Origin of the sequence: Streptomyces sporangiiformans (assembly GCF_005768555.2) — a bacterium.
Taxonomy (GTDB): Bacteria; Actinomycetota; Actinomycetes; order Streptomycetales; family Streptomycetaceae; genus Streptomyces; species Streptomyces sporangiiformans.
Map to the genome: position 1 here is coordinate 81,083 of NZ_VCHX02000173.1, position 6,268 is coordinate 87,350.

The window sequence follows — 6,268 nt, forward strand, 5'->3', positions numbered from 1 at the left end:
CGCCCGCGCAAGGACCCATCCGCACGGTCCGCGAGGCCGGCCCGAGTGCGCGGCGGCAGCGTCAGGTGGTGAGTGCGGTGCGCAGGGCGTTGGCCATCAGTTCGATGGCCTCCTTGCCGGCCGGCACCGGGCCGGTGTGTGTGAAGTAGTGGTCGACGTCCTCGAAGACGCGGTGGGTGACTGGGACGCCTGCGGCGTCCAGGGCCTTGGCGTAGGCGTCGCCCTCGTCCCGCAGGCGGTCGTTCTCCGCGGTGATGACCAGGGCGGGCGGGAGCCCGGCAAGGTCGTCGGCCAGACCGGGAGAGACGAGGGGATGGGCGCGGTCGGCAGGATCCGGGAGGTAGGCGGCGGTGAAGACACGCATGAGGTGGGGGCTGAGCAGCGGCTTGGCGATGGGGGAAAGCTTGGTGGCGGGGTCGGAGAGCTGGTCGAGCGGTGCGGAGTCGATGATTTGGAGCCGGGGCGAGAAGGTGCCGCGGTCTCGGGCCGTGCGACAGACCGCGGCGGTGAGGTTGGCCCCGGCGCTGTGTCCGCCCACGGCGAGTCGCGAGCCGTCCCAGTTGTTGGCGGGGCCGTTCTCGACGACCCACGCGGTGACGTCGTATGCCTGGGTGACGGGTGCGGGGTACGGCCGCTGCGGGGCGACGGCGTAGTCCACGTTGATCACGACGCAGCCGGCCGTGGCGGCTATGTAGCGGCAGATGTGGTCGTCCTGCTCGGGGCGGCCGACGACGAAGCCGCCGCCGTGGAAGTTGACGTACACGGGGGCGGGGGTGCCGGTGGCCGGCGGGCGGTAGACAGTGCAGGTCACCGGTCCGGCACCGGTCTCCACCCGGAGGGATTCGGTGCGTTTCGGGATGTCGGTGAAGCGCAGGTCCTTGTGCACGCGGGCCATCATGCCGCCGAGCAGCAGCTGGATCCCTCTGGCCTGGATTCTGGGACTGATGGGCATGGTCCGGTCCGCCTAGCGCTACAAGTTTAAAATGACAGGATTCCTGATAATGGACGCTGATCTCGCGTCGCGCAACAGTGAGCGCACTGTCTCCCGAACGGGAGCACTGGGTGACGGGCACGTCCCCGGGCCTCTGCTGATCATCGCGATCGCCGGCTCGTGCAGCTTGGTGATCGCGTCGCGGTCGCCACCGCCCCGGCCGGCCCTGAGCCCTCGCTCTCGGGGCCGACGTCAACTTCCGGGCGAAGTACGGCAGTTGGCGGGACTGGTGCCGTACCGTGCCTTGAACGCCCGGGAGAAGTGTGACGGGTCCTTGAAGCCGACGCGCAGGGCGATGTCGGCGATCGTCGGGGCGTCATGGCCCGGCCGCCTCAGCAGCATGGTGCGGGCCCGGTCGAGTCGCCGGTCGTAGAGCCAGGTCCGGGGCGTGGTTCCCGCTTCCTGGAAGAGCTGGTGGAGATAGCGCAGGGAGAAACCGAGGGCGTGGCCGACGGCGAGCAGAGTGAGCCCGGGATCGTGCAGCCGTTCGTCCAGGTACTCCTTGGCCCGACTCAGGTCGCGGCGGTGGACGGCCCACCCCGCTGCGTCGACGCTGTTTCCATGGGCGTCGCACACAGTGGCGAGAAGGTCCAGGACGTTCGCCGTGACCGAGCGGGCCGGCCCTTCGTCGAGAGCGCGGCCCTCTTCGGCGAGCGCGCGCAGGACGGGGCTGACGAACGCGCCCGGGCCGCCCGTGGCCCGGAACGGCACGGCTGTGATCCGTTCGGCCGCCGCGCACCGGGAGGTGAGCATCCCGCGCGGTATCTGCAAGACCACCGAGCGGAAGCGCTCCTCGAATCGGAAGGCGTACGGCCTGACGCTGTCGACCAGTGTGAAGTCGCCCGGTCCCATCGCGCCCCACCGGTCGTCCTGCCGCACGGTCCCGGACCCCTCGCAGATCAGGGTGAGGAAGAAGTCCTCCCCCTCCGCCCGGCGGACAAGTGCGGGGGTACGGGCGGCCCCACACGTTTGACCGCACTGAACCTCTGGTCGATCCGGAGTACGTCCTTGACCTCTGCCACGGCCGCGCCGGTCGAGGCCGACACGGGCGGCAGGTCAGCAGTGAGCGCGGTCAGTTCTCTGACGGTCCGCGCCGACAGGGCAGCCTCCAGGCGCTCGTCCAACTCAGCCGCGGTCAGTCGGCCGTCCCCCGCCGCGACACGCAGCACGTCCACCGCCCGGTCCCGGTCCGCATGAGAGGCCCGCAGCTCGGGCGACGAGCCGGGGCCGGAGGGCTTCCCGGTGGGCGAGATCTCTCCCGACATGCTTCCGTCCTGGTGCCTGTCGAACGTCTTCGCGCGACGCAGACAGCGGCGCGACTAGAGGACTGACGCTATATCGCGACATGGATCCCGGTCAGCCCGATCAAGAAGGAGATGTGATGGTTAGCGTGGATCCGCACATCGGCCGGCCTGGGGGCCGTCGCCCGCCCCAGGCTTCGCCGCCACCCCAGGCTTCGTCGCCCCGGGGTCGACCTGGGCTTCGTCGCCCTGGACGACGACCCGACAACGACTGCTGGCCTCAGGTCGACGCATACGACGACATCAGTTCCTCAAGCTTGTCGAGACTCTGAGTCCAGCCCTCCTCGTGGAGAGCTTGGCGCCGTTCCGTGGCGAAGTCGCCCTGGCTCAAGACCAACTCGGCCCGTGCGGCGCCGATATCGCGAAGCGACAGCTTCACCACCGTCTCCCGATCCTCGGGATCGGGATCCTCCCACCGGAAGGTGTACGACAGGCGTTCCGGAGGGTCGACCTCGACGAATTCCCCCGCCAGGTAGAACAGATCGCCTTCCGGAGGTTGCATCGCGATCCGATAGCTGCCGCCTGGCCGAAGGTCGCTTTCCACACTCGGGATGGCGAACCCGTCAGGGCCCCACCACTTGGTCAGTTCCTGCGGTTCGGTCAACGCTCGGAATACGACCGAGCGCGGTGCGCGGAGGACACGCTGCAGATGCAGTCTCAGCTCGCCATCGTGTGTCATCACGAACCTCCTCCACCGAAGGCCCCGAGATTGACCAGCACGCTCATCCTACGTAGCCCAGCCCCAGACCACGATCTCAGTCGACTGACCTGTGGTCTGCATGCCGAGAGGCAATGGCGCAAGGCAGCCCTCTGCGCGCCGGGATGATCGGACGGTGCCCGGCGGACGGATCAGAGCGCGCCCCGGGTCCAGGGTCCGGTGATCGCGAATGTGATGCCGGGGCTCTGGATGTTGACGAAAAGCCAGTTGCCGCCCTTCGGTTCGAACACGGAGCCCGCCCACTCGGAACCCCTGTGGTCGTCAGCCGGGACGTTCTTGCCCGCGGTGCCGCCGCGCAGGTCGACGCTGTTGACGGCGAAGCGGAAGATCTCGCCCTCCATGGTCAGCCCGTGCACGTACTCGGTGCCGCCGCCGTCCTCGCAGAGCACCAGGCCGCCGCGAGGGCTGACACACATGTTGTCCGGTGCGTTGAGCACATCGGCGCCGGGAGAGGCGAAGAGCACCCGGAACTCGTCGGTGGCCGGGTCGAGTTCGAAGACCTGCCCCTGGCGGGCGGGACCACCGTCGGTCGTGATCACGTAGATGCGGTCGTTGCCGTACCAGGCGCCCTCGAGGCGGCTGAACACCGCGGCGCCGTTCGCCTGCGCCTGGAGCCGCACCGTGTCCGTCGCCGGGTCGACGTCGTCCACGGGCACCCAGGAGACGGTGCCGTACGCCTTCTCACTGTCGAGGCGGGTGTCGTACCTCGTGCTGCCGATGCGCAGGGCCTCGAGCCGGCCGCCCTTGGCCAGGTCGCCCGGCACCGCCGGAACGAACCGGTACAGCGAGGCGTCGCCGCGGTCCTCGGTCTCGTAGACGTAGCCGGTTGCCGGGTCGACGGCGACGGCCTCGTGGTTGAACCGGCCCATGGCCGTGTAGGGCTCGGGGTTGCCCTTGCCCTCCGAGGCCACCTCGAAGATGTAGCCGTGGCGCTTGCCGGCCGTCGTGGAGAAGGTCTCCTCGCAGGTGAGCCAGGTGTTCCAGGGGGTGGGACCACCGGCGCAGTTGCGGATGGTGCCGCCGAGGCTGCCGTAGGACTCCAGCCACTGGCCGGCGTCCGGGTCGAAGACCAGGGTGGTGGTCCCGCCGCCGGCCTCGGGGTTGTAGGCCGGGGCGGTGAAGGCGGGTCCGGCGCCGCGCTCGTGGTTGCGGACGAGGTGGAGCCGGTCCCCGTACCGGAAGGCGGCCATGCCGTCGTGCGAGCCCGGGGTGCGCACCCCGTCGTCCATGAGGTCGTTCGTCCAGCCATAGGAGATGTACTCGAACCCGCGCGGCAGGTGCAGCAGTTCCAGGCCGGTCGCCTGGTCCTTGACCGGCCGCAGCGGGCCGTACCCGGCATCGAACTCGAGCTTGGCCGGCGCGGCCGCCGCCGTCCGCGCCGCGAGGGCCTGGAACGGGACGGACGCGGCAGCGGCCACGGCAGCCCCGCGCAGGAGGGTGCGTCGTTCAAAACCGGAACCGGTCGGTCTTCCGGCGGACTTGCCTGTCATGGGAGTCCTCTCGATACAACGGACCGGGGGCGGCGCGAGTCACCCTAGGAGCAGCCGCCGGATCCTTTTCCCAACGGAAAGTGAGCATTGGGAGAATCCCTTTCAGCCACCGCGAGGGAACTGTTCAGGCCATGGGTGACGGCCGCACTCCCAACAGGCGGAAGTACGGGGGGAGAGGATGGGACGGCCGGCGGGACCCGCCTCGCCGTGAACCGCCAAGCTCTGGGCGACGACTTCAGTTCCCCTGAGTCGGCTGGATGTTCGCGTTGAGGCGGAACAAATTGCCGGGATCGTACTTCGCCTTGACCGCCGACAGCCGTTCGTAGTTTCCGCCGTAGCCCTCCCGCAGGAGCTGCTCCCCTTCCTCCAGGAAGCCGGGGAAGTTGAGGTATACGCCCCCGGTGGAGAAGTGGCGCAGGTCGGCGAAGGTGTCGCGGACCCAGGCCACGTTTCGCTCCGAGTCGCCCTCGCGGTCCCAGTTCCCCTCGATTCCGAAGAGGTAGGGCACGTCGCGGTTGGCGAAGGCGGTCTCCTGTTCGCCCACCCGTGCCATCGCGCCGCCCTGGTACCAGACGTCGATGGTCGAGTCGGGCGAGGGGGCCGCGGCGGCGTGTTCGGTGAGGCGCTCGATCAACTTGTCGCTGAGCTCGGGTGCGTTCACGGACTTCCAGTAGTAGAGCCTGCCGTCCGGGTAGTCCTCGTCCAGGAACTGCTGCGCCTCGGTGTAGCCGGTGACCTCGCTGAGGTCGCAGAGAGGCTCGGTGACCTCTCGAAGCGGCCGCAGCGCGCGCTCCCCCTCCTCGGCCGCGGCCCCACCTGCGCCGGGCGACACGGCGAGGAGCGCGACGAAGGGTTCCCCGTGCACCGCCGCCGGGAACGCCTCGGCCCTGGGTATCCGGCCGACGACGGCGAGCGGTGCCGCCTCCTCGGGCACCTCCGCGACGTAGCGCTCGCAGGCCCTGAGCACCTCTGCGGCGCGTTCCAAGGGGTAGTACACGTTGCACAGGAAGACCCGGGGCCCCACGGGGTGCAGGCGGTAGTCGAAGGAGGTCACGACGCCGAAGTTTCCGCCGCCTCCGCGGATCGCCCAGAAGAGGTCCTCGTTCTCGTTCTCGCTCGCGGTCAGCAGCCTCCCGTCCGCGGTGACCACACTGGCGGACACGAGGTTGTCGCAGCTCAGCCCGTACTTGCGCCGGAGCCACCCCATTCCGCCCGACAGGGTGAGTCCGGCGATGCCGGTCGCCGAGACCACGCCCATGGGTGCGGCGAGTCCGTACCGCTGGGTTGCGCGGTCCAGGTCTGCCAGGGTGCAGCCGCCTTGAGCGCGGCCGGTGAGGCCGTCGGGGTCGATGTCGGTGTCCGTCATCTCTGACAGGTCGACGACCAACCCGCCGTCGCAGACGGCTTGGCCGGCCACGCCGTGGCCGCCTCCGCGCACCGCGAGCGGCAGCCCGTTGTCACGGGCGAAGTTCACGGAGGCGACCACGTCGTCGTCGCCACGGCACCGTGCCACGAGGGCCGGCCGCCGGTCGATCATGCCGTTCCACAGTGCTCGGGTCGGCTCGTAGTCCGGGTCCTGGGGCCGGATGAGGCGCCCGTGCAGCCGTGCGGCGAAGTCGTCGCTGATCGGCCCGCTCGATGCCGTCTCCGCGCCTCGGGGGTAGTCCTCGTTCATGGTGGTCACCTCCGTCTCTTCAGCATCACGCCGGGCGGAAGGGGGCGCTATCCGGGGTCCGGGGGTCCGGCGGGTCCGGCGGGTCCGGGGGGT

General features: G+C 69.8%; 6 protein-coding genes. All 6 read right to left on the reverse strand.

Features of this window, described 5'->3' with window-relative positions; all coding sequences use genetic code 11:
* Positions 1 to 61: 61 nt before the first annotated feature.
* The 6 genes from FGD71_RS30295 to FGD71_RS30320 all read right to left on the reverse strand — a co-directional run bounded on the left by FGD71_RS30295 (position 62) and on the right by FGD71_RS30320 (position 6,175).
* Positions 62 to 952, reverse strand: a complete 891-nt coding sequence (locus FGD71_RS30295; protein ID WP_119103730.1) for an alpha/beta hydrolase — start codon at positions 950 to 952, stop codon at positions 62 to 64.
* Positions 953 to 1,183: 231 nt separating this feature from the next.
* On the reverse strand, positions 1,184 to 1,894 hold the full coding sequence (locus FGD71_RS30300; RefSeq protein ID WP_240436846.1) for a helix-turn-helix domain-containing protein: 711 nt from the start codon (positions 1,892 to 1,894) through the stop codon (positions 1,184 to 1,186).
* On the reverse strand, positions 1,891 to 2,256 hold the full coding sequence (locus tag FGD71_RS30305) for a DUF1707 SHOCT-like domain-containing protein (protein WP_119103732.1): 366 nt from the start codon (positions 2,254 to 2,256) through the stop codon (positions 1,891 to 1,893). Before FGD71_RS30305 ends, FGD71_RS30300 begins: the two co-directional genes overlap by 4 nt.
* A 256-nt stretch (positions 2,257 to 2,512) precedes the next feature.
* A complete protein-coding gene (locus tag FGD71_RS30310; protein ID WP_240436845.1) occupies positions 2,513 to 2,971 on the reverse strand; it encodes an SRPBCC family protein in 459 nt (152 codons plus the stop codon).
* A gap of 170 nt (positions 2,972 to 3,141) precedes the next feature.
* Positions 3,142 to 4,500, reverse strand: coding sequence for an alkaline phosphatase PhoX (locus FGD71_RS30315; protein WP_119103734.1), 1,359 nt, complete (start codon positions 4,498 to 4,500; stop codon positions 3,142 to 3,144).
* Between the two features lie 235 nt (positions 4,501 to 4,735).
* The gene (locus tag FGD71_RS30320; protein ID WP_119103735.1) at positions 4,736 to 6,175 is read right to left on the reverse strand and encodes an FAD-binding oxidoreductase; all 1,440 of its coding nucleotides are present in this window, start codon (positions 6,173 to 6,175) and stop codon (positions 4,736 to 4,738) included.
* Positions 6,176 to 6,268 lie beyond the last annotated feature (93 nt).

What these genes read in the sequence shown, in the direction of transcription:
- FGD71_RS30315 (WP_119103734.1), bottom strand. Translation starts at nt 4,500, where the DNA reads ATGACAGGCAAGTCCGCCGGAAGACCGACCGGTTCCGGTTTTGAACGA.
- FGD71_RS30295 (WP_119103730.1), bottom strand. Translation starts at nt 952, where the DNA reads ATGCCCATCAGTCCCAGAATCCAGGCCAGAGGGATCCAGCTGCTGCTC.
- FGD71_RS30320 (WP_119103735.1), bottom strand. Translation starts at nt 6,175, where the DNA reads ATGAACGAGGACTACCCCCGAGGCGCGGAGACGGCATCGAGCGGGCCG.
- FGD71_RS30310 (WP_240436845.1), bottom strand. Translation starts at nt 2,971, where the DNA reads ATGACACACGATGGCGAGCTGAGACTGCATCTGCAGCGTGTCCTCCGC.
- FGD71_RS30305 (WP_119103732.1), bottom strand. Translation starts at nt 2,256, where the DNA reads ATGTCGGGAGAGATCTCGCCCACCGGGAAGCCCTCCGGCCCCGGCTCG.